Source organism: Marinobacter daqiaonensis, from assembly GCF_900115285.1.
GTDB classification, from domain to species: Bacteria; Pseudomonadota; Gammaproteobacteria; order Pseudomonadales; family Oleiphilaceae; genus Marinobacter; species Marinobacter daqiaonensis.
In genome coordinates, this window is record NZ_FOYW01000001.1 from 1,066,842 (window position 1) to 1,089,149 (window position 22,308).

20 protein-coding genes and 1 tRNA gene are annotated in these 22,308 nt (G+C 61.1%); 5 read left to right on the forward strand and 16 right to left on the reverse strand.

Annotation, left to right across the window (positions count from 1 at the left end; genetic code table 11):
* Positions 1–93: 93 nt before the first annotated feature.
* A complete protein-coding gene (locus tag BM346_RS04885) occupies positions 94–1,644 on the forward strand; it encodes a GAF domain-containing sensor histidine kinase (protein WP_092009388.1) in 1,551 nt (516 codons plus the stop codon).
* Between the two features lie 147 nt (positions 1,645–1,791).
* On the opposite strand, the gene BM346_RS04890 is transcribed toward BM346_RS04885, so the two are convergent.
* The 16 genes from BM346_RS04890 to rpsB form a co-directional block, all read right to left on the reverse strand.
* Positions 1,792–1,868: transfer RNA gene (locus tag BM346_RS04890), tRNA-Met, on the reverse strand.
* Between the two features lie 112 nt (positions 1,869–1,980).
* The gene (rnhB, locus tag BM346_RS04895; RefSeq protein WP_092009390.1) at positions 1,981–2,682 is read right to left on the reverse strand and encodes a ribonuclease HII; all 702 of its coding nucleotides are present in this window, start codon (positions 2,680–2,682) and stop codon (positions 1,981–1,983) included.
* Between the two features lie 2 nt (positions 2,683–2,684).
* Positions 2,685–3,842 carry a lipid-A-disaccharide synthase gene (lpxB, locus tag BM346_RS04900; protein WP_265013564.1) on the reverse strand — a complete coding sequence of 386 codons (1,158 nt, stop codon included), beginning with the start codon at positions 3,840–3,842 and terminating at the stop codon, positions 2,685–2,687.
* Positions 3,843–3,901: 59 nt separating this feature from the next.
* On the reverse strand, positions 3,902–4,693 hold the full coding sequence (lpxA, locus tag BM346_RS04905) for an acyl-ACP--UDP-N-acetylglucosamine O-acyltransferase (protein ID WP_092009392.1): 792 nt from the start codon (positions 4,691–4,693) through the stop codon (positions 3,902–3,904).
* On the reverse strand, positions 4,693–5,130 hold the full coding sequence (gene fabZ, locus BM346_RS04910) for a 3-hydroxyacyl-ACP dehydratase FabZ (protein ID WP_092009394.1): 438 nt from the start codon (positions 5,128–5,130) through the stop codon (positions 4,693–4,695). Before fabZ ends, lpxA begins: the two co-directional genes overlap by 1 nt.
* Before the next feature lie 12 nt (positions 5,131–5,142).
* A complete protein-coding gene (gene lpxD, locus BM346_RS04915; protein ID WP_092009396.1) occupies positions 5,143–6,168 on the reverse strand; it encodes a UDP-3-O-(3-hydroxymyristoyl)glucosamine N-acyltransferase in 1,026 nt (341 codons plus the stop codon).
* A 1-nt stretch (position 6,169) separates the two neighbouring features.
* On the reverse strand, positions 6,170–6,697 hold the full coding sequence (locus BM346_RS04920; protein WP_092009398.1) for an OmpH/Skp family outer membrane protein: 528 nt from the start codon (positions 6,695–6,697) through the stop codon (positions 6,170–6,172).
* A 94-nt stretch (positions 6,698–6,791) separates the two neighbouring features.
* Positions 6,792–9,110 (reverse strand): outer membrane protein assembly factor BamA, encoded by a 2,319-nt coding sequence (gene bamA, locus BM346_RS04925; RefSeq protein ID WP_092009400.1) that lies wholly within the window; start codon positions 9,108–9,110, stop codon positions 6,792–6,794.
* 43 nt (positions 9,111–9,153) lie between these two features.
* Entirely contained in the window at positions 9,154–10,503 is a 1,350-nt protein-coding gene (gene rseP, locus BM346_RS04930) for an RIP metalloprotease RseP (RefSeq protein ID WP_092009402.1), read from the reverse strand.
* Between the two features lie 32 nt (positions 10,504–10,535).
* Positions 10,536–11,747 (reverse strand): 1-deoxy-D-xylulose-5-phosphate reductoisomerase, encoded by a 1,212-nt coding sequence (gene ispC / locus BM346_RS04935; RefSeq protein WP_092009404.1) that lies wholly within the window; start codon positions 11,745–11,747, stop codon positions 10,536–10,538.
* Positions 11,744–12,586 carry a phosphatidate cytidylyltransferase gene (locus BM346_RS04940; RefSeq protein ID WP_092009406.1) on the reverse strand — a complete coding sequence of 281 codons (843 nt, stop codon included), beginning with the start codon at positions 12,584–12,586 and terminating at the stop codon, positions 11,744–11,746. Before BM346_RS04940 ends, ispC begins: the two co-directional genes overlap by 4 nt.
* A 49-nt stretch (positions 12,587–12,635) precedes the next feature.
* The gene (uppS, locus tag BM346_RS04945; protein WP_092013323.1) at positions 12,636–13,409 is read right to left on the reverse strand and encodes a polyprenyl diphosphate synthase; all 774 of its coding nucleotides are present in this window, start codon (positions 13,407–13,409) and stop codon (positions 12,636–12,638) included.
* 41 nt (positions 13,410–13,450) lie between these two features.
* Complete coding sequence (frr, locus tag BM346_RS04950; RefSeq protein ID WP_092009408.1) at positions 13,451–14,008, reverse strand: ribosome recycling factor; 558 nt, start codon at positions 14,006–14,008, stop codon at positions 13,451–13,453.
* 108 nt (positions 14,009–14,116) lie between these two features.
* Positions 14,117–14,845: a UMP kinase gene (gene pyrH / locus BM346_RS04955; RefSeq protein WP_092009410.1), complete on the reverse strand. Its 729-nt coding sequence runs from the start codon at positions 14,843–14,845 to the stop codon at positions 14,117–14,119.
* 195 nt (positions 14,846–15,040) lie between these two features.
* The gene (gene tsf, locus BM346_RS04960; RefSeq protein WP_092009412.1) at positions 15,041–15,910 is read right to left on the reverse strand and encodes a translation elongation factor Ts; all 870 of its coding nucleotides are present in this window, start codon (positions 15,908–15,910) and stop codon (positions 15,041–15,043) included.
* 131 nt (positions 15,911–16,041) lie between these two features.
* Positions 16,042–16,788, reverse strand: a complete 747-nt coding sequence (gene rpsB, locus BM346_RS04965) for a 30S ribosomal protein S2 (protein ID WP_092009414.1) — start codon at positions 16,786–16,788, stop codon at positions 16,042–16,044.
* 284 nt (positions 16,789–17,072) lie between these two features.
* Here rpsB and map point away from each other — a divergent pair, with 284 nt between their 5' ends.
* The 4 genes from map (at position 17,073) to BM346_RS04985 (ending at position 22,279) form a co-directional block, all read left to right on the forward strand.
* Positions 17,073–17,843: a type I methionyl aminopeptidase gene (map, locus tag BM346_RS04970; RefSeq protein WP_092009416.1), complete on the forward strand. Its 771-nt coding sequence runs from the start codon at positions 17,073–17,075 to the stop codon at positions 17,841–17,843.
* Positions 17,844–20,492, forward strand: coding sequence for a [protein-PII] uridylyltransferase (locus BM346_RS04975; RefSeq protein ID WP_092009418.1), 2,649 nt, complete (start codon positions 17,844–17,846; stop codon positions 20,490–20,492). It abuts the gene before it with no gap.
* Positions 20,489–21,685 (forward strand): succinyldiaminopimelate transaminase, encoded by a 1,197-nt coding sequence (dapC, locus tag BM346_RS04980; protein ID WP_092009420.1) that lies wholly within the window; start codon positions 20,489–20,491, stop codon positions 21,683–21,685. The genes BM346_RS04975 and dapC overlap by 4 nt, the downstream gene beginning before the upstream one ends.
* Positions 21,686–21,934: 249 nt before the next feature.
* On the forward strand, positions 21,935–22,279 hold the full coding sequence (locus BM346_RS04985; RefSeq protein ID WP_092009422.1) for an ArsC family reductase: 345 nt from the start codon (positions 21,935–21,937) through the stop codon (positions 22,277–22,279).
* The last annotated feature ends 29 nt before the right edge of the window (positions 22,280–22,308 follow it).

A 22,308-nucleotide genomic window follows, 5' to 3' on the forward strand; every position in this document is an offset into this window, starting at 1 on the left:
GGTTAATGCCAATGCCTGCGTTAGAGTCTCAGCAATACCGTGGCCTCCAACACTCGGTCATAACTGAAGATCCGCCAATAATGGAATTCTGTGATGCAAAAGCCTCCCCTGCCCGCCAATGAAGCCGCGCGCCTTTCCAGCCTCGCGGATCATTACATTCTTGATACCCCGAGCGAGCCGATATTCGACAACATCACAACCCTGGCGGCGAAGATCTGCAAAACGCCCTACGCGTTCATCGGCCTGATCGATTCCCGTCGCCAGTGGTTCAAGTCCACCTACGGCGCGGATCTGGAGGAAGCTGACCGCGATGAGAGCTTCTGCAGTCATGCCATTCTCGGAGAGGGTCTCATGGAAGTGCCCGATCTCAGCCGTGACCCACGCTTTCATGACAATCCCTTTGTGGAGGGCGACTTCCAGGCCCGTTTCTATGCCGGCAAGCCTATTCAGAGCGACGACGGTCGGGCTCTGGGCACACTGTGTGTAATGGACCGAAGTCCCCGCCGCCTGACCTCAGAGCAGGCAGAAGCCATCAATGCCCTGACCCAGCTGGTGGAGACTCTGCTCAGCACGCGACGCAAGGAGGCAAGGTTCGCGTGGCTCGGATCGGTACTCGACGACATGTCGGAAGAAGTCGCGCTTTTCGATATGGACAGCCTGCGCTATGTCTATGCCAACGCCACTGCCCTGGAAGAGCTCGACATTGATCTCGATACCCTCACGGAATCGACGCCTGTGGACGTCATGCCGGACCTCGACAGGGAATCACTGGAAGCTCTGCTTCTCCCCTTACGCCGGGGCGAAAAGGAGGTGGTTATCAGCGAGCAGATGCGTCGCCACAAGGGAGGAACGCTGTTCCCCGCGGAAATCCGACTACAGATCATCAGGACGGGAGTGCCGGTATTTGCGATCGTGGTGCGTGACATCAGCGAACGTAAGGCGATCGAGCGTGCTCAGCGGGATCTTATTTCCACGGTGAGCCATGAGTTGCGCACACCACTTGGTTCCATTGACGGCGCACTTTCGGTGATCACCTCGGGCATGGCAGGACCAGTTCCTGAGCCCATTGCCGAGATGACCTCACTTGCCCAGCGTAACAGCCAGCGTCTGGTAAGGCTGGTCACAGAGTTTCTCGATCTCGAGAAGGCGGAGCTTGGCAAGGTAGACTTCCGGCTGAAGCCGCTTGACCTGGCCGACGTGCTCAACGAGGCTGTATCCAGCAACCAGGGGTTCGCCCACAAGCACAGGGTGGGGCTGAAGTTGGGCGAGGTACCGCGGGCGGTGTTAATCGCAGACCCCGACCGACTGCAGCAGGTGCTCACCAATCTTCTGTCCAACGCGATCAAATTCTCCGCTGCCGAGGATGTCGTGACAATTGAGGCCCATCGTCTCGATCAGGACTACAACGATAATGGCCAGGTACGGATCAGCGTTATCGACCACGGCCCCGGCATTCCAGAGGCATTCCGGCCCTACATATTCGAGAAGTTCAGTCAGGCCGGCGGACAGGAAGAGAGGCCGGGCACAGGACTGGGCCTGGCCCTGGCGAAGGCCTATGTGGAAGGCATGCATGGGCAGGTGCATTTCGATTCCTGGCCCCAGGCAGGAACGGCTTTTCATGTGGATCTGCCGCTGAGTGAGTAGCCCTGGGTAAAAATCGCACCGCTTCGGCTTCCCCTCCCTTCGTGACTGCGGTTCGGAGGTGGGGGGATTGGAAGTTCGTATGCTTTCTTCCGCCCCTAAACGCAAAAAAGGCAGACCAGTAATAAACTGATCTGCCTTTCTTTTATATGGTAGCGGGGGCAGGATTCGAACCTACGACCTTCGGGTTATGAGCCCGACGAGCTACCAGACTGCTCCACCCCGCAACAAACTGTTTGTCTTCCACAAAAGCCTCTGGTCAAGCTCTTGTTTTTGCAGCGTTTTGCTTTTCTTCGCTGCTCAACGTGGGGCGTATATTAAGGATTCCACGGGGTACTGTCAACGGCTATTTTCAAAAAGATCCTGTGGCCAGGCGGATTCGTCGTAGGTAGTTTCACGAACCGGGCCACCTTCCGCGCGCCAAAGGCCCGTGGCGGAAAGGACCTCCTGGACAGGTCGGAAGGAACGGCGGTGGATCGGCGTTATGCCCAGGCGGTTCAGGGCTTCGAGGTGCCGGGGCGTGCCATAACCCTTGTGCTCCGCCAGGCCAAAGCCAGGATAGGTTTCTTCCAGAGCCACCATTTCCCGGTCACGGGTGACCTTCGCCAGTATGGATGCCGCGCTTATAGCTTCGACCCGGCCATCCCCCTGAACCACGGCCTCCGAGCGCCAGTGCCACTTGGGGCAACGGTTGCCGTCCACCAGAACATACTCCGGTGGTACATGCAGCGCCTGCACGGCCCGCTCCATGGCCACCATGGTGGCCTGGTAGATGTTGAGGCGGTCAATCTCTTCCACTTCACACCGCCCGATACTCCAGGTCACCGAGTTCTCAAGAATCTGCTCATACAGCTCTTCCCGGTGCTGCGCCGTGAGCAGTTTGGAGTCCGTCAGGCCCTCGATGGCATGGTCACGCCTCAGGATGACCGCTGCCGTGACTACCGGTCCCGCCAGCGGACCACGGCCAACCTCGTCAACGCCCGCGAGTTTTGCACCCTGGTAGGCGCACACAAAAGGCGGCAGGGGGGTTCCGTTTGCCATTGCTACATTTCTCCACGAATCAGCGCGGCCACCGCTTCCGCGGCCCGTTCGTCGGCGTTGCGTCGTAATGTCTCATGCAGTCCAGTAAATGCCTCTCTGAGGCGCTCCCGTTCCGTCGGATTATCCAGCCGCTCCAGCACTGCAGCGGCAAGTTTTTCAGGTGTGGCATCGTCCTGCAACAGCTCCGGCACCAGGGCCTCGCCCGCCAGCAGATTGGGCAGGGCCACATGGGGCACCTTCACCAGCCGTGACAGAAGGGCGAAACTGATATTGCTCAGGCGATACCCCACCACCATGGGTTTCTTGAGAAGCATTGCCTCCAGGGTAGCGGTGCCGGAGGCCAGCAACACCACATCCGACGCCGCCATCACTTCCCGGGAGCGGCCACGGACCACGGTCAGGGGCAATTTCACCTCCAGCGCATCGGCCAGTGCCAGCACCTGTTTTTCCCGTTCCCGGTTCACGCAGGGAACGACCAGCTGCAGGTCGGGATGGCGGGACTGCAACTGGCGGGCAGTCTCCAGGAAAAGGGCTCCGAGGCGTTCCACCTCCCCTGCCCGACTGCCCGGCAGGATAGCAAGGACCGGCCGGTCGGTATCCAGGCCCAGGCTGCGCCGTGCGGCCTCCGTATCCGGTTCCAGGGGAATCCGATCGGCCAGGGGATGGCCGACAAAGGTCACCGGCACGCCATGCTCCTCGTAGAAGCGGGCTTCAAACGGCAGCAGTGTCAGCATCAGGTCCACGGAGCGGGCAATGCGGAAAATCCGCTTCTGGCGCCATGCCCACACCGATGGACTGACATAGTGGGCCGTGGGGATGCCCGCCCGTTTGCAGCGCTCCTCGACACCCAGTGTGAAGTCCGGGGAGTCGATGCCGATCACCACGTCGGGCCGATTGGCAAGAAGGTAATCCATCAGCCGTGCGCGGATGGCAAACAGCTCCCTCAGCCGGCCCAGGACCTCCACCAGCCCCATCACCGACAGCCGCTCCATGGGAACCAGAGAGTGGAAACCCTCCGCCACCATTTCGTCGCCGCCAATGCCAACGAAACGGGCATTGGGAAACCGCCGCCGCAGAGACCGGATCAGCCCCGCCCCAAGGATGTCGCCGGAGGCTTCGCCAGCGACCATGGCAATGGTCACCGCCGGGGAGCTGGCGATGGCAGGCAGGGAGAATTCCTCGCCGGAGGATGGCGAAGCTTCGGGAGTCACATCCGGACCTAACGTATGATGCCCCGTTCCGTCACACGGAGGGACTCGATCAGGGGGCGCATTTCAGCGACGTCGACGTAGGTTTTCTCAAGCTCGTCAATCGCCTGTTCTACCGTCAGACCCTGACGATAGATGACCTTGTAGGCTCGCCGGAGAGCCAGCAGTACGTCGCTGGAGAAGCCGCGGCGCCGTAGACCTTCCACATTGATGCCGTGTGGACCGGCGGACTGACCGCTGGCCATGACATAAGCGGGAATGTCCCTGAGCACAATACTGCCGCCGGCACTCATGCTGTGGGGACCGACATGGCAGAACTGGTGCACCATGCTGCCGCCGCCGAGAATGGCCCAGTCACCCACGGTGACATGCCCTGCCAGCGTGGCGCAGTTGGCAAGAATGGTGTTGTTACCGATAACGCAGTCGTGAGCCACGTGGACGTAGGCCATCAGCAGATTGTCACTGCCGATGCGTGTTTCGCCCCGGTCCTGCACCGTTCCACGGTGTATGGTGCAGTTCTCGCGAATGACATTATTGTCGCCGATGATCAGAGTGGTTGGCTCGCCGGCGTACTTCTTGTCCTGGCATTCCTCGCCCACACTGGCGAACTGGAAGATCCGGTTGTTGCGACCGATCACCGTGGGGCCCTTTATCACCACGTGGGAAAGCACCTCGGTACCTTCGCCGATGACGACCCCCGGCCCGATGTAGCTCCACGGCCCTACGCTGACGCCTTCCCCCAGGCTGGCGGAAGGATCAACGATGGCTTGCGGATGAACACCGGCCCAGTTCTTTTCAGTCATCAGGCACTTCTCTCAGCAGACATGATTTCGGCAAGACACACCACTTCGCCATCCACCAGCGCCCTGCAGTCGAACTTCCAGATGCCATGCTTGTTGGATACCAGGGTCGACTCCATGCGCAGCTGGTCCCCTGGAATGACCGGGCGCTTGAAGCGGGCCTTGTTGGAACCTGCCAGGAGATGGATGGAGCCATCGGCGGCTGACCGGCCGGCGGTCACGTAGCCGAGAATACCAGACACCTGCGCCATGGCTTCAATAATCAGCACGCCCGGCATGATGGGCTTGCCAGGGAAATGGCCGTTAAAATGCGGTTCATTGATGGTCACGTTCTTGTAACCCACGATGGACTTCCCTTTCTCAACCTCCACAATACGATCCACCAGCAAAAAGGGGTATCGGTGTGGCAGGAACTCCATAATCTCATCAATTTTCATCATTGGGATTCGGCCTCAGCCCTCAATTTTCTTTTCCAGTTCTTTCAACCGGCGCGCCATGGCGTCCAGCTGTCTGAAGCGAGCAGCACTCTTTCGCCAGTCGCGGTTATTCATTGCACCGGTGCCGGAGGAGTAGACTCCGGGCTCATTGATATCGCCGGTGACCATGGTCATTCCCGTAACCTGTACCCCATCCGTGATGTTCAGATGGCCGCTCACGCCCGCCGCGCCGCCGATCATACAGTGGCGGCCAATGCGGGTGCTGCCGGCGACACCCACCTTGCCGGCAATGGCGGTGTGATCGCCTACCTGCACGTTGTGAGCGATCTGGACAAGATTGTCGATCTTGACACCGTCGCCGAGAACCGTGTCGTCCAGGGCCCCACGGTCGATGGCGGTATTGGCGCCAACCTCCACGTCGTCCCCCAGAACCACTCCGCCGAGCTGGGCAATCCGGTTCCACTGGCCCTTGTGGATGGCAAAGCCGAATCCGTCCGAGCCGATCACCGCACCGCTCAGGATATGACAGCGTTTGCCCATGACCACCCGGTGGGCCAGGGTCACCCTGGGCCGGAGCAGGGAGTCGTCACCGATCCGGCAGTGAGCGCCAATGACACAGTGGGCACCGATAACCACCCGCTCGCCAATAACCGAGCCAGCCTCAATGATGGCATAAGGACCTATGCTGACGCTGTCAGGAAGTGTAACGGAGGAATCCACAACCGCGGTGCTGTGAACGCCGGGAACAGCGGTCTGAGACTCATCGAACCAATGGCTGACGCGCGCATAGCCGAGGTAGGGGTCGTCCAGTACCAGGACATTGGTCGGGGCCTTGTCCGCCATGGCGGGCGTAACCAGAACCGCCCCGGCTCCGGTATTCTCGAGGTACCTGGCATAGCCCGGGTTGGCCAGGAAGCTCAGCTGGTCGGCGGTCGCCGCCTGCAGTGTGGCAAGCCCTGTAACCACCTGGTCAGGATCGCCCCTGAGTTCCGCCCCCAGTTCCGTGGCAATCTCTCCCAGTGTAAAGGTTCTGGCCGTCATGTCAGTTGTTCAGCTTTTCCAGCAGTTGTTGGGTCAGGTTGAGTTCGGGCTTGACGCGAACCACCGCTTCGGCCGGAAGAATCATATCAAGGTCATGCTCCTCCATCAGCTCTTTCACCGCGGCGTCCACCTCGGGGCGGGCCTCATCGATAAACGCCTGCTTGCGGCTCGACAGAGTCTGGTCAAGCTGCTGCTTCATGGCGGAAAAGGCCTGGGCCTTCTGCTGGAACTCGCTGGCAAGACGCTCGCGTTCCTGCTCGTTCATCATGGCGCCGTCTTTCTGCAGTCGCTCCTGGAGGGCGCGGGCTTCCTGCTGGGCCTCGCGTACCTGCTGTTCAGGTTCGGTGAACTCGCGTTTAAGCTGTTCACTGAAGGCTTGCGCCTCGTCCGAGGCGAACAGGGCCTGGCGCAGGTCCACCACCCCGACGCGGGTCTGGGCGGACACCTGTCCGGCCAGCAACAGGGCGAGTACCAGGGTTACCAGGCGAACCCCCTGGGTGTTCAGTAACCAGTCCTTTACATCAACCATTGTCTCGTCTCCTTATTCGTGACTCCAGGAAGCCCATTGTCCCCGAAATGCCGCCGCTCTGCAGCGGCCGGTTCAAACCAGGTCGTAAAACCGGTTAAAAACTCTGTCCCAGGGAGAACTGGAACAGCTGGGTTTCGTCGTCGTCCTGGTCGTTGAGCGGCTGGGCCAGGCTGAAGGCCAGCGGTCCCACAACCGTGATCCACTGGAAGCCGATACCAACGGACGCGCGCACCTCGCTCAGTTCAGGATCAAACCCGCGGGCAGTGTCGAACACCTGGCCGGCATCCAGGAACAGCGATGTCCGCATACTGCGGGTATCGCCGGCAAAGGGGGTCGGCACAATCAGCTCCAGACTGGCCTCGGTAAGAAGATTGCCGCCGAAAGGTTCCCGGTCATTGGTCCAGGTCTTGTTGGTTTCCACGGTGTTGCCCAGGGAGTTGGCCCGATACCCCCGGACCGAACCGTAGCCGCCGGAGTAGAAATGCTCGTAGAACGGCATCTGGTCGCGGTCACCGTAGCCGTCGCCGTAACCGACCTCGCCCCTGGCCCGCAGGACCCAGGACTCATCGTTATCGAGCGGCCAGTAGTTGTTGCCCCGGTAACGCAACTTGTAGAACGTCAGGTCGCTGCCGGGTACCGCCAGGTCCGCCGACAGGCTATGGCTATAGCCGTCCGTGGGCAGAATCCCCCGGTTGAGGGTGCTGCGACGCCAGGAACCGTTGAGGAAAAAGTTATTGAACTCATCCCCCTCCTGATCAATGAAATCCAACACCGCATCGGAGGTATAACTGCCGGTGCGCAGCTGGGACAGGGTATAGCCAACCCCGAAGTTGAGGCGGGTGAAGCTGTCGATGGGATAACCAAAGGTCACCCGGCCACCGTATTCGTCCAGCAGATAGGAGGAGATGTCCTGCTCCTCGAAATCTGTCTCCCGCGCAAACAGGCTGAAGCCACGGCTGACCCCGTCCACCGTGTAGAAGGGATCCTCGTAGGAGAAATTGGCACTCTTGATGGAGTCGCTGACGTTAACCCCGATGGAAACCTGCTTGCCGGTGCCAAAGAAGTTCTTCTCGGAAATGCTGGCCCCGAGGATGACCCCCGATACCTGGGAGAAGCCAATGGAGGCGGACAGACTGCCGGTCGGCTGCTCTTCTACCGAAAAATTGACGTCCACCAGGTCGTCGGCGCCGGGCACCGGCGTGGTGTCCACCTCAACGCTGCGGAAGTAGCCCAGCCGTTCCAGCTGGTCCTTGGAGAACTCGATGCGATCGGTGGAGGCGACACCCCCTTCCATCTGGGTCATTTCCTGCCGCAGCACCTCGTCCTTGGTGGTGACGTTACCGGCAAAATTGATGCGACGGATGTAAGCGCGTTTGCCGGGCTCCACGAAGAAGGTGACGACAGCGGTGTCATCGCCCTCCGCCTCGGGCACGGCATTGACATTGGCGAAGGTATAACCCTCACGTCCCAGGCGTCGTGACAGACGGTCCGAGGTTTCCGTCAGGCGGGCACGGGACAGGGTGTCCCCGGCTTTCAGATCGATCAGCTCCCGCAGTTCCTCTTCCGGGAGGATCAGGTTCCCCCGCAAGCGGATATCGGCAACAGTGTATTTTTCACCCTCGGTTATCGAAATGGCGACGAAGACATCCTCCTTGTCCGGGGATATCGACACCTGGCTGGACTCAATGGCGAAATCCAGGTAGCCCTCGTTGAGATAGTGGGAGCGCAGGTTTTCCAGGTCGCCGCTGAGGCGCTCCCGGGCGTACTGATCTTTGTTGGTGAGAGAGTTCCACCAACTGCTGGTGCGCAACTCGAACAGATCAAGCAGCTCATCGTCGGAGAAGTCTTCATTGCCGACAATGTTGATATGGCGGATGGCCGCGACGTCGCCCTCGCTGATGTCGAGACGGATGGCCACCCGGTTCCGGGGCAGCTCTTCAGCGGTGGCGCGAACGCGGGCGTTATAACGGCCCTGGCCCACGTAGGAACGCAGAATCTCCAGCTCCAGCCGTTCCAGGGTTGCCCGGCGGAACACCTGCCCCTCCTGCAGACCGGCCCCGGCCAGCGCGCTCATCAGCCGGTCGGTTTCGATGTTCTTGTTGCCTTCGATTTCGATCGAGGCGATGGCGGGACGCTCTTTCACCGTCAGAATCAGTGTGCTGTTATCCCGGTAGGCTTCGATATCCGTAAACAGGCCGGTATCGAACAGGCCCCGAATGGCTTCGGCAAGCTCCCGGTCACCCACGGTCTCGCCGATTTCCAGGGGAAAAGCCGAAAATACGTTACCGGCCGAGACCCGCTGCAGGCCCTCGACTTCGATATCCGACACCGTAAACTCCTGCGCCACCGCTGACTGACTGGCGATACCAGACAGCACGAGGCCGATAGCTGCACCCAGTAAAGAACGTCTCATTCAGTTAGTTCGCCTGTATATGCGCGTAAAGAGCTCGCAATTCTCACAACCGCATCAGGTCGTTGTAAAGAGCAAACACCATTAATGTAAGAATCATTGCCAAACCAATACGTAATCCGATCGCCTGGGTCTGCTCCGAGAGCGGCCGTCGGCGAATCGCCTCGATGGTGTAATAGACGATGTGGCCACCGTCGAGAACCGGTATCGGCAGCAGGTTGAGGATGCCAAGACTCACACTCAGGTACGCCAGGAAATGAATGAAATCCTGGAACCCGGAGCTGACACTCTGCTCTGCCACCCTGGCAATGGTAATGGGTCCACTGAGGTTGGTGGGCGACAGCAGTCCCGTCACCATCTTCTGGATGGCCACCAGGGTCAGGCGGGTATCGGACCAGGTTTCCGAAACCGCGTGTGGAATCGCGGCCAGAGGCCCGTACCTCACGTCCCGCATCATTTCTTCCGGCCAGCTCACCTCGGCGACGCCGGCGCCCACATAGCCCTGTTCCGTGCCACCCACTTCCCGCACCCCGGGCGTCACGGACAGGGTCACCCGGTTACCGTCCCGCTCGACCAGCAACTCCAGAGTCTGCTCCGGCGACCGCTGGATGTACTCCACCAGTTCGAACCAGTCTCCCACGGGCTTGCCGTCGACCCGCAGTATACGATCCCCTGCCTGCAGGCCCGCCTGCTCGGCCCGACTCCCCTGCACGACTTCGCCCAGCACCGGCGGCACGTCAGGACGCTTCGGCTGCAGGCCAAACTGGCCCAATGGATCGGGATTGTCGTCGGGCAGCTGCCAGCCACCCAGGCTGGTACTGAGTGTGCGCTTGCCCTGCCCGTCACTGACGGTGAAGGTGACTGAACTTTCCTCGCCGGCCCGTTCCAGCAGCCCCATGTTGATGTCCCGCCACGAGGTCACCTGGCGGCCGTCAATCTCGAGGATTTCCATTCCCGATTCCAGACCCAGGCGGTCGGCGATGGAGTTTTCCTCCACCTCGCCGGCAATCGGCGCCAGGGTGGTGAAGCCCACCACACTGAGCAGCCAGTAGGCGGCGATGGCGAAGATAAAGTTCGCAGCGGGACCGGCGGCGGCAATGGCAATTCGCTTGCCGGGCGGCTTGGAGGTGAAAGCCTCGTGGCGCTGGTCCTCGGGGACCGGACCCTCCCGCTCATCCAGCATCTTCACGTAGCCGCCCAGGGGGATGGCGGCAATGGCAAACTCCGTACCGTGGCGGTCATACCAGGAATACAGGGGGTTACCAAAACCCACGGAAAAGCGGATCACCCTGACGCCACAGCGCCGGGCCACCCAGAAGTGCCCGAACTCGTGGACGGTCACCAGGATGCCCAGGGTAACGATCAGGGCCAGTATTGTCTGCAGAATCTCTAGCATAAGTTCCCGTAGTTCATTCAGCCGGTCGTGGCTCAGGTCGCCATGGGGCCCGGGGCAAGGCGCTGGATTTCACCCCGGGCGTGATCCCGGGCCTGGCGATCCGCCGCCATGATCCGCTCGATATCAGTCGCCGGTCCGACCTCGATCGCCGAAAGGGTTCGCTCTATGATAACCGGGATATCGGCAAAACAAAGCACACCATCCAGGAAAGCTGCGACCGCCTGCTCATTGGCGGCGTTCAGTATGGCCGGAGCGGTGCCGCCACGCTGGAACGCTTCGGCGGCAAGCCGAAGACAGGGAAAGCGTTCGGTATCGGGGCGTTCGAAATGAAACCGGCCCAGGGCAAACAGATCCAGAGAATCCGCCCCGGACTCCACCCGCTCGGGCCAGGCCATGCCATTGGCGATGGGGGTGCGCATGTCAGGGCTGCCGAGCTGCGCCAACACCGAGCCGTCCACGTACTCCACCATCGAGTGAATAATGCTCTCGGGATGGACGTGGACCTCAATGTGGTCGGGCGTGGTGTTGAACAGCCAGCAGGCCTCGATCAGCTCCAGACCCTTGTTCATCAGCGTGGCGGAATCCACCGAGATTTTCTGACCCATGGACCAGTTGGGGTGCTTGCAGGCCTGGGCCGGAGTCACCTGACGCAGCTGCTCCGGGCTGTGGCTGCGAAAAGGCCCGCCTGAGGCCGTCAGAAGGATACGACGGACTCCGGCACCGGGAAGGTCCCGCACCCGGTCCGGTGGCAGGCACTGGAAGATGGCGTTATGTTCGGAGTCAATGGGCAGCAGTTGCGCGCCGGACCTGGTGACGGCATCCATGAACAGTTGCCCGGACATCACCAGGGCCTCCTTGTTCGCCAGCAGCACCCGCTTGCCGGCGTTGACCGCCGCCAGGGTGGGGGCGAGTCCGGCAGCGCCGACTATTGCCGCCATCACCGTATCCACCGCGTCGGTCGCGGCGACGTCGATCAGACCGGCCTCACCGGAAAGGACGGACACTTCCGCCAGGTCGGTGATAGCGGAAGCCAGCTGTTGCGCAGCCTGATCATCCGCCATGACCGCAATCCGGGGGCGGAACTCACGACACAGCCGCTCCATTTCGACAACGTTGGTGGACGCGGTCAGGGCGTGCACACGGAACCGCTCCGGGTGCCTGCGGACCACGTCGAGGGTATTCAGACCAATGGATCCCGTAGCCCCGAGAACCGTCAGGATCCTTGCGTGGCCGGTCGCGGTCACAGCAGGGCCCCGGTCGAGAGCCAGCCGATGAGGGTAATGAGAAGGGCAAATACCGGAATCGCCGCTGTCAGGCTGTCAATGCGATCCATGATGCCGCCATGGCCAGGCAGCAGCTGGCTGCTGTCTTTTATGCCTCGAAAACGCTTGAGCATGCTCTCCATGAGGTCACCCACCACGGACACCGCCGCCACGACCACGCTCACAACCACCAGCAGCGCGGTGTCGGACAGGCCGGCACCGGCCATCGCGCTGGCCGCGAGGGCAAACAGGGCAACCGCCCCCAGACCACCCCAGACTCCGGCCCAGGACTTACCGGGACTTACCCGGGGAGCCAGCTTGGCCTTGCCGAACTGGCGGCCGACAAAATAGGCACCGATATCGGCGACCCAGACCAGAAGGAACACATACAGAATGGCTATCAGAGGGTTTTCGAAGGCGCCAAACTGAAGGCCGCCATTTCTCAGGTGGTTGAGACCGACCCATGCCGGCACCAGGACCAGCAGCCCCATGGCCGCCCGGGCGGGGTTACCGCCCCAGACCGAAGTGCCCCGGGGGTAGCCGCGGACCAGCAACGGTGCCGCTATCCACCACACCACCCCCAGCCAGAGCAGGTTCAGGGTGGGCAGCTGGAAGACGACTGCCAGTATCGCCGCAACCAGTGCGGCATAGGCAAACCGTGAGCGGGTGGAGGAAAACCCCGCCATATTGGCCCATTCCCAGGCTCCCAGGGTAATGGCCACGCCGGTAAAGATGGCGAAGCCGAGGGGCGGCAGGAAAAAAATACCGATTATGGCGATCGGGGCCAGAACCAGCGCGGTCAGAATTCGGGTTTTGAGCACGTCGCTATCCGCTCTGTTGATAGGCTCGGAATACTATTGTTGTTCGTTATTATTGGGTGGCCTTGCGCCGGCTGTCCACCTGGTCGTCCGTCTGCCCGAACCGGCGCTTGCGCCGGCCATAGGCCGCCAGCGCCTTGCGCATCTCGTCGGCACGGAAGTCCGGCCAGAACACCTCGGAGAAATAGAATTCGGTGTAGGCCAGGTGCCACAGCAGGAAATTGCTGATCCGCTGCTCGCCGGCCGTACGGATCATAAGATCCGGCATCGGCAGGTCGCCGATGGAGAGGTGTGACTGTATCAGGTCGCTGGTGATGTCTGACGGCGTCAATTCACCCTTCGCCACCCGGGCCGCCACCTGCCGGGTCGCTTCCGTGATGTCCCAGTGACCGCCATAGTTCGCGGCGATCACCAGAGTCATCAGGGTATTGTTCCGGGTCAGCTCTTCGGCACGGGCCATGTGCTCCTGCAGCAGCGGGCTGAAGGCACTGCGATCGCCAATGATCCTCAGCCGGATGTTGTTCTTGTGGAGCTTTTTCACTTCCCGCTCCAGGGCGAACACGAACAGCCGCATAAGGGCCGATACCTCATCCTCCGGCCGCCGCCAGTTTTCACTGGAAAAGGCGAACAGCGTCAGCACCTCCACACCGTCACGGGCGCAGGTCTCAACCACCGACCTGACCGAATTGACGCCGGCCTTGTGGCCGGCCACGCCCGTCATCCGCCGGGCCTTGGCCCAACGGTTGTTGCCGTCCATGATAATGGCGACGTGACGCGGAATCTTGCCGGCCTCGACCGGAATATCCGCTGTTACTGAATCCGTCATGCAGTCCCCTGCTACCCGAAGGTTTTCCATGTGGCGGTCGGTCAGACCGCCATCAGGTCCTCTTCCTTGGACTTGAGTGTCTTGTCCACTTCCGCAATGTAGCGGTCAGTCAGTTTCTGGATGTCTTCCTCACCGCGACGCAGGTCGTCCTGGTTGATTTCCTTTTCCTTCTCCAGTTCCTTGAGCATGCTGTTGGCGTCACGACGGGCGTTACGGATGGACACACGGGCGTGCTCAGCATCCGCCTTGGCCTGCTTGACCATTTCCCGGCGGGTTTCCTCGGTCAGCATGGGCATGGGTACGCGGATAATGTCGCCGCTGGTCGCCGGGTTGAGGCCCAGATCCGATGACATGATGGCTTTCTCGATAGTGGGAATGAGGTTCTTTTCCCAGGGCGAGACGGTCAGGGTCCGGTTGTCTTCGACGTTAACGCTTGCCACCTGCTTCAGGGGCGTCTCCTGACCGTAATAGTTGACCGTCACGCTATCCAGAATGGCGGGGTGGGCCCGGCCGGTACGAATCTTGTTGAAGGCAGCCGACAGGGCCTCCAGGCTCTTCTTCATGTGCTTTTCTGCATCGGCTTTGATGTCGTTAATCACTTCAGCGTCCTCGCTTGTCTGATTGGATCTGCCCGGGCCATAAAACGCCCGGACATGAATTCAACACTCTGGGCCCGTCAGCCGCTATTCAACCGGCGCCCCCGGCTTCTATTCAACGAGAGTACCCGCAGGCTCTCCGGTCACAATCCGGGTCAGCACGCCCGGCTCGTTCATGCTGAACACCCGCAGTGGCATGCCGTGGTCCCGGGCCAGGCAGATGGCGGTAAGGTCCATCACTCCGAGCTTCTTGTCCAGCACCTCGTCGTAGGTGAGGCTGTCGTATTTCACGGCGGAGGCGTCCGTCATCGGATCCGCCGAGTATACCCCATCCACCTTGGTGGCCTTGAGAACCGCGTCCGCCTCGATTTCGATGCCCCTGAGGCAGGCGGCGGAGTCCGTGGTGAAGAAGGGGTTACCGGTGCCGGCGCAGAAGATCACCACATCGCCATCCTTAAGGTCACGGACCGCACGACGACGGTCGTAATGCTCGACGATACCACTCATGGGAATAGCGGACATCACCCGGGTACGGATATTGGAGCGTTCAAGGGCATCGCGCATGGCCAGGCCATTCATGACGGTCGCCAGCATGCCCATATGGTCGCCGGTGACCCGGTCCATACCGGCGGCGTTGAGGGCGGCGCCGCGGAACAGGTTGCCGCCGCCGATCACCAGCCCCACCTGAACGCCAATGCCCACCAGGGCGCCGATTTCCAGCGCCATGCGGTCAAGAACCTTGGGATCGATGCCGAATTCGTGCTCTCCCATCAGGGCCTCGCCGCTGAGCTTGAGCAGGACACGTTTGTATCTGGGCTGGGTTTTGGAAGTTGTCGGCATGCTATTCCCCTCGTCAATTAACCGCCGGACAGACGAAAAGCAACGCCTGTCGGTTATGGTGGACCTGTATCTGACATGCTCCTCGGCAAAAAAGGGGCATCTCAGATACAAGCCCGCCACGGCAGCGCAAGCGGACCCGCACTGGCGTGGCAGACTTGGATGGAGCGGCGGGCGCCGCCCCGGGAATCAGAAGAATCAGGCCTTGCCGGTACCGGCTGCGGCAGCAACCTCGGCGGCGAAGTCCACTTCTTCCCTTTCGATGCCCTCGCCCACTTCCAGGCGAACGAAACCGACCAGTTCGGCGCCGTTGGCTTTCAGCAGCTCACCTACGGTCTGGTCCGGGTTCTTGACGAAAGGCTGTTCCACAAGGCTGTTTTCCTTCAGGAACTTCTTGATGCGGCCACCCATCATCTTCTCGACGATTTCAGCGGGCTTGCCTTCCATGTCCGGCTGCGCCTTAATGATGTCCTTTTCCTTCTCGACCTCTTCAGCCGGCATGTCTTCCGGCTTGCCTACCCGCGGGTTTACTGCGGCGGCGTGCATGGCGATATCGCGGGCCACTTCGGGGTCACCTGCGGTGATCGCAACAACGGAAGCGATCTTGTTGTTGCTGTGAACGTAGCCGCCCACAACCGGGCCTTCCACGCGAACAATGCGACGCACGGTGATGTTCTCACCGATTTTCTGGACCAGCGCCTCACGCTTGGCTTCCAAGTCGCCATCCATCAGCTTGGCGATATCGGTTTCGCCGCGCTCGAAAGCCACGTTCAGAACGTCGTTGGCGAAATTGAGGAAGTTGTCGTCACGAGCGACGAAGTCGGTCTCGGAGTTCACTTCCAGAATGTAAGCCACAGTGTTGTCATCGGAAATACGCACCAGGGACACGCCCTCGGCGGCGGTACGACCGGCCTTCTTGGCGGCCTTCAGGCCGGAAGACTTGCGCAGCTCTTCAATTGCGGCATCGACGCTGCCTTCAGCCTCGACCAGCGCCTTCTTGCACTCCATCATACCGAGACCGGTACGCTCGCGGAGCTCTTTGACCATTGCGGCGGTAATAGCAGCCATGTTCAGTCCTCTTAACAGTTAGAACCAGCCGGGCACCTGACCATGGCCCGGCGGTTGAATTCGGTGAAAGGGGGGAAGCAGCTTCGCCCCCATTCAGGCAGATCCACGTGAACGGGATATGACCGGCGGCCTTACTCGGCCGCGGGCGCCTCACCGGCCGCTTCACTGACTTCAACAAACTCGTCAGCGCCACCGCCGGACTGGGCTGCCTCAAGGCAGGTGTCGGCAACGGCCTGGACGTAGATCTGGATGGCGCGGATGGCGTCATCGTTGCCCGGAATCACGTAATCGACGCCGTCGGGATCGCTGTTGGTATCAACCACGCCGATCACGGGAATGCCAAGCTTGTTGGCTTCCTTGATGGCGATACGCTCGTGATCCACGTCGATCACGAACATGGCGTCCGGCAGACCACCCATATCCTTGATACCGCCGATAGAACGCTCCAGGCGCTCCATTTCACGGGTGCGGTCCAGGGCTTCTTTCTTGGTCAGCTTGTCGAAGGTGCCGTCCTTGCTCTGGGCTTCCAGATCACGGTAGCGACGGATGGACTGACGGATGGTCTTGTAGTTGGTCAGCATGCCGCCCAACCAGCGATGGTTGACGAAGGGCTGGCCGGAACGCTCGGCTTCTTCTTTGATGATCTTGGCGGCGGCGCGCTTGGTGCCGACGAACAGGATCTTGTTCTTGCTCTCTGCCAGCTTCTGAACGAAATCCAGGGCTTCGTTCATGGCAGGAACGGTCTGTTCCAGGTTGATGATGTGAATCTTGTTACGGGCGCCGAAGATGAACTTCGACATTTTCGGGTTCCAGTAACGGGTCTGGTGACCGAAGTGAGCACCTGCCTTGAGCAGGTCACGCATATTTACCTGAGCCATGATAATTACCTTGTAGCTTCGGGTTAGTCCTCCACACGTCCGATTGCTCCAACCTGAGCGGCCTCCCGGCCATGAAACAGGCACCCTGGAACAACGTGCTGACGCGTGTGTGAATTTGCCGGCGACACCGGTAGTCCGGATGTTCGCATTTCGGCGGCGCGTTTATACCATAAATGCCACCCCCGGAGCCAGCTTTTTCCCCTTTCCTTGTACCATGGGGGGCTGCCCCTTAAAATGGGGTGTCTGGCGAGCCATGCCGCTCCATTTATCCACCAGGAATCCCAATGACTGTATCCATAAAGACACCGGAAGAAATCGAGAAGATGCGCGTGGCCGGTCGCCTGGCGGCGGACGTGCTGGAGATGATCGACGCCCACATCAAGCCGGGCGTGACCACCGAGGAACTCGACCGGATCTGCCACGACTATATTGTGAACGAGCAGAAGGCTGTGCCGGCACCGCTGAATTACAAGGGCTTTCCCAAGTCCATCTGCACCTCGGTGAACCACGTGGTCTGCCATGGTATTCCCTCCGACAAAAAGGTGCTGAAGGATGGCGACATCCTCAACATCGACGTGACCGTGATCAAGGACCAGTACCATGGCGACACCAGCAAGATGTGGATCGTCGGCAAGCCCAAGCCGGGCACCGAACGCCTGATCCGCATCACCCAGGAATGCATGTACAAGGGTATCGAGCTGGTGAAGCCCGGCACGCGCCTGGGGGATATAGGCCACGTCATCCAGGACCACGCGGAGAAGCACCGCTATTCGGTGGTGCGGGACTTCTGTGGCCACGGCATCGGCAAGGTATTCCACGAAGAGCCCCAGGTAATGCACTACGGTCAGCCCGGTACCGGCATGGAGCTCAAGGAAGGCATGACATTCACCATCGAGCCCATGATCAACCAGGGCAAATACCACACCAAGGTGCTCGGCGACGGCTGGACCGCGGTTACCAAGGACCACAAGCTTTCGGCCCAGTGGGAACACACCATCCTGGTCACCGCGGACGGGTATGAGGTACTCACCCGCCGCAACGAAGAGTCCATCTGAGTGGACGCCCCGGCACTCGTTCATCGAATCGCCACTGACCCGTCTCCCGTCAAGGCTGCCCGGGAATTTCTCAGGGAGTCCTACAGGGCGGATGCCGATGCCTTCCGGCAGGGGGCCGATGTCCGGGATCTGGTTCGCTCCAGGGCGGACACCGTTGACCGGGTGCTGAGGGAAATCTGGGGGCGTTACGACTTTTCCCGGTCGCCGGACATCGCCCTGCTCGCCGTTGGCGGCTACGGCCGGGGTGAGCTGCACCCCCACTCGGATATCGACCTGCTGATACTGACCCGGGATGGCATTGAACCGGCCTGGCAGGACGGCCTCGGGGCCTTCATTACCCTGCTCTGGGACCTGAAACTCGACATCGGCCACAGCGTGCGCAGCCTGGAAGAATCCAAGCAGGCCGCCCGGGACGACGTCACCATCCTGACCAACCTGCTTGAAACCCGTACCATAACCGGCCCCGAAGAGCTGCGCACCGAGCTGAGCCGGGCCGTCTACTCCGACGACGTCAGCAGTGACCAGAGCTACTTCATCGCCAAGCGGGAGGAACAGCTCAGGCGTCACAGGAAGTACGGCGATACCGAATACAACCTGGAGCCCAATATCAAGGGCTCCCCCGGCGGCCTGCGGGACATCCAGAACATCGGCTGGATCACCAAGCGTCATTTCGGCCTCGACAGCATCGCCGACCTGACCCGCTTCAGCATCCTCACGGAGGAGGAGCATGACATCCTGCTCTCCGGCGAAACCTTTCTCTGGCGTCTGCGCTTCGGCCTGCAACTGATCGCTGACCGCAACGAGAACCGCCTCCTGTTCGACCATCAGCGGGCCCTGGCGGAGATGCTCGGATACCGTGACGAAGGCCGTCGTCTGGGTGTGGAGCTGATGATGCAGGCCTACTACCGGACCGTGCTGGCCCTGGCCGAGCTGACCGACGTGATCCTGCAGTACTACGACGAGGCCATCCTGCAGCGGGACCAGGAAACGAAGATCCAGCCCCTGAACCGGCGCTTCCAGATCCGCGACCAGTACATCGAGGCCATCAACAGCCAGGTGTTTGCCTACGCCCCCTACGCCATCATGGAGATCTTCCTGCTGATGGCCCAGCATCCGGCCATCAAGGGTATCCGCGCCTCCACCATCCGGGCCCTGAGGGCCCACCGGCACCTGATCGACGACCAGTTCCGCAACGACCTGGCGGTCACTTCCCTGTTCATGGAGCTGGTCAAGACACCCCATTCCCTGGACGAGACCCTGTCCAGAATGAAGAAATACAACGTTCTGGGCCGTTACCTGCCGGAGTTCGGACAGATCATTGGCCAGATGCAGCACGACCTGTTCCACATTTTCACCGTGGACGCCCACACCCTGCGGGTGATCCGCAATATGGTCCGCCTGAACCAGCCGGAGAGCCGCACCGAGTATCCGCTCGCCTCCCGCCTGGTGCACCGGCTGCCAAAGCCGGAACTGCTCTATGTGGCCGGCCTCTATCACGACGTGGCCAAGGGCCGGGGCGGGGATCATTCCGAGCTGGGAGCGGTGGACGCCGAGGCCTTCTGCCATCGCCACCACCTCAGCGATCGCGACACCCAGCTGGTCGCCTGGCTGGTGGAGAATCACCTGCTGATGTCCATGACCGCCCAGCGCAAGGACATCTCGGACCCGGACATCATCAATGAGTTTGCCCGGGCCGTGCCCAGTCACGTGCACCTGGACTACCTCTATGTGCTGACCGCCTGCGACATCAGCGCCACCAACCCCAAGCTCTGGAACACCTGGCGGGCCTCCCTGCTGCGCCAGCTGTACGTGGAAACCAAGCGGGCCCTGCGCCGCGGCACCGAAACCCCCTTCAACCGGGAGGAATGGGTGCGGGCGACCCAGGCGGAGGCCAGGGGCATCCTCAACGCCCAGGGCATGACGGACGCACAGATCGACGCCATCTGGGACACCCTGGACGAAGAGTACTTCCTGCAGGACTCCACGGTGGACATCGCCTGGCAGACCGCTGCCATCATCCGCCACGGCGACCGACCGGACCCACTGGTGCTCATCCGCGACACCCGCGGCGGTCCCACCGACGGCTACTCCCACATCGTGATCTATGTGAAGGACCGGGTTGCCCTGTTCGCCGCTACCACCGCCATCCTGGAGCAACTGAATCTGAACATTGTGGATGCGCGTATCAGTGTCGCCAGCAGGGGCCCCTGGTCCATCAGCTCCTACGTGGTGCTGGACGAACAGGACCAGCCCCTTGGCAAGGACCCGGAACGCAAGGAGCGGGTTCGCCAGCGCCTGGTGGAGGAACTGGCCGACCCGGAGGACTACCCGGACATCATCCAGCGCCGCACGCCGCGACAACTGAAACATTTTTCGTTCCCGACGGAAGTCACCCTGTCCAACGACACCTTCAACCAGCGCACGGTCATCGAAGTGGTGACCCCGGACCGCCCGGGACTTCTGGCCCGTGTGGGACAGGTACTGCTGGAGCACCGGGTACGGCTGACCAACGCCAAGATTGCCACCCTCGGCGAGCGGGTGGAGGATGCCTTCTTTGTCACCGATGAACACGGCTGGCCGATCCGCGACCCGGAGGTCTGCCTGGCCCTGCAGGAAGACCTGCGCACCACCCTGGATAATCTTCAATGAACCCGAACCTGTCCCGACTGCACCCGTACCCTTTCGAGAAACTGGCCAGGCTGAAAGCCGGCGTGGTGCCACCCGAGCACCTCAGGGCCATCTCCCTTGGTATCGGCGAGCCCAAGCACCCGTCGCCGGAATTCGTCAAGCGGGTGATTGCAGACAACCTGCACCGCCTGGCCAACTACCCGACAACCGGGGGCCTGCCGGAACTGAGACAGGCCATCGCCGACTGGGCAACGCGGCGCTTCCGGCTGGCACCCGGTAGCCTGGATGCGGATGCCAATGTGGTGCCGGTCAATGGCACCCGGGAAGGGATTTTCTCCTTCGTCCAGGCGGCCATCGACAACACCCGCCCGGCCACCGTGGTCAGCCCCAATCCGTTCTATCAGATCTATGAGGGCGCCGCCCTGCTGGCCGGCGCCACACCCCATTACCTGGCCTGCGACGCGAGCAACGGGTTTATCCCGGACTTCGACGCTGTACCGGCAAGCGTCTGGAACGACTGCCAGATCCTGTTCCTGTGCTCCCCGGGCAATCCCAGCGGCGCGGTGATTCCACGGGAGGTACTGACCCGGGTAATCGAACTGGCGGACCGCCATGATTTCATCATCGCCTCCGACGAATGCTACTCCGAGCTCTACCCCGACGAAAACCAGCCCCCGGAAGGCCTGCTGCAGACCTGCGCCGCCCTGGGCCGGAACGACTACGCCCGCTGCGTGGTCTTCCACAGCCTCTCCAAGCGCAGCAATCTCCCAGGGCTTCGTTCCGGTTTCGTGGCCGGCGACGCCCGTCTGCTGGGTGAATACCTGCGCTACCGAACCTACCACGGCAGCGCCATGGCCGTTCACAACCAGCTCGCCAGCATCGCCGCCTGGCAGGACGAGGACCACGTCCGGGAAAACCGGGCCGCCTACCGGGCCAAGTTCGAGGCAGTCGTCCCTCTCCTTCGGCAGGTCATGGACGTGGATTTCCCCGGCGCCGGCTTTTACCTGTGGCCGGCAACGCCCATGAGCGACGAAACCTTCGCCCGCGAACTCTCCGCCCGACAGAACGTCCACGTCCTCCCAGGCCGCTACCTCTCCCGCACCATCAATGGCGACAACCCGGGTGAAAACCGCGTCCGCATGGCGTTGGTGGCACCCCTGGAGGAGTGTGTGGAAGCGGCTGAGCGGATCGTGCGGTTTCTGCAGGAATACTGATTTTTTGCCGCGGAATCCGCGGAAAGAAAAAAGAAATTTAGCCACGGAATCCACGGAAGGACACGGAAAAAAGACTAAAAAGAGATGGGTTGCGGGTAACTTCAGCGCAGGAGGGTACCCGCCACAAAATTCTTTATTTTTTGTCTCTGTCTTTTTATTTTTCCGTGTTCTTCCGTGGATTCCGTGGCAAACCAGTCTTTATTTCCGCGTACTTCCGCGGATTCCGCGGCTAAACAAGAGAGCCTTTACATGAAACTCTACGGCATCAAAAGCTGCGATACCGTGAAGAAAGCCCGCAAGTGGCTCGACGACAACGGCATCGCCCACGACTTCCATGACTTCAAGAAGGACGGCCTCGATGAAGCGCTGCTGTCCCGCTGGGAGCGGGCTATCGGCTGGGAGGCGCTGATCAACAGGCGCGGCACCACCTGGCGGAAGCTGCCGGAGGAGCTTCGTGATACCATTAGCGCCCAAACCGCCCACGAAATCATGCTGGCCAACCCATCCATTATCAAACGGCCTGTGGTGGAGTCCGGTGACAGCGTGAGCGTAGGTTTCAACGCCGATATATGGGCAACAGAATTTTCACAATGACTGTAGGAGCTGGCCCGCCAGCGAAGAAG